Annotated in this window: 1 protein-coding gene; it reads right to left on the bottom strand. The window is 56.9% G+C overall.

Translation table 11 applies throughout. From position 1 onward, the window contains the following. Positions 1–768 (bottom strand): tyrosine-type recombinase/integrase (locus ABUE31_RS22735; RefSeq protein ID WP_367726044.1); only part of this gene is annotated, 768 nt, incomplete at both ends.

The following is a 768-nucleotide window of genomic DNA, read 5'->3' on the forward strand; positions in this document are numbered from 1 at the left end:
ATCGGACTACGGCGCTGTCGGTCTTGTGGGCTAGCACCATTTCAGCGATCTCGTGGGGCGTGTCCGTATTTATGGCAATCCAATCACGCAGCGACGACCGGAACCCATGCGGGCGGGCGTCCATTTTGCGGCGCTCCATGAACCTGGACATAGTGGCGTCGCTAATCACACCCTTTCGGGTGCCGGGGAAAAGAAAGCCGTCGCGGCTGTACTTCTGGGCTTCTGCAATTATCGCCAAAGCTTCGGCGGACAATGGCACGCGGAAGTCTATCGTGTCGCCGCGTTTGCCCTTCATCAGCTTTGCAGGAATCGTCCATACATCGCCAGAAATGTGGCTTTCGTGTAAGTTCCGGAGAGGTGCTGAGCGGACACCAGTCAAGATCAACAACCGAAGCGCCAATTCGCCGGTGTTGTCTGGGTTGAGGCTTTTGTAAAACGCCGGAACATCACGCCAAGGCAATGCGGGTACATGTTCGACCGTATGGTCTTGATGACCCAAGAGCGCGCGGGCCTTCGCTGTGGCTTGCACGTCCACGTTTAGCCCGAGAGCCGCCGCGTGCATCAAGATAATGCTCAAACGCTGAATCGCCTTTTCGGCGGTCTTAGCTTTCGTTCGCCAGATCGGCTTTAGGCAATCGCGGATATCGGTCTGGCTGATCTCCGCAACTGGCATTTTTCCCAGTTTGGGCAGAATGTGAAGCTCCACAGGGCTGAACCAGCGTCCGGCCGTGCCGTCTCCTTTGAGACTGGTCTTGCGCGCCTCAAAAG

The organism is Mesorhizobium marinum (assembly GCF_040813675.1).
GTDB lineage: Bacteria > Pseudomonadota > Alphaproteobacteria > Rhizobiales > Rhizobiaceae > Mesorhizobium_K > Mesorhizobium_K marinum.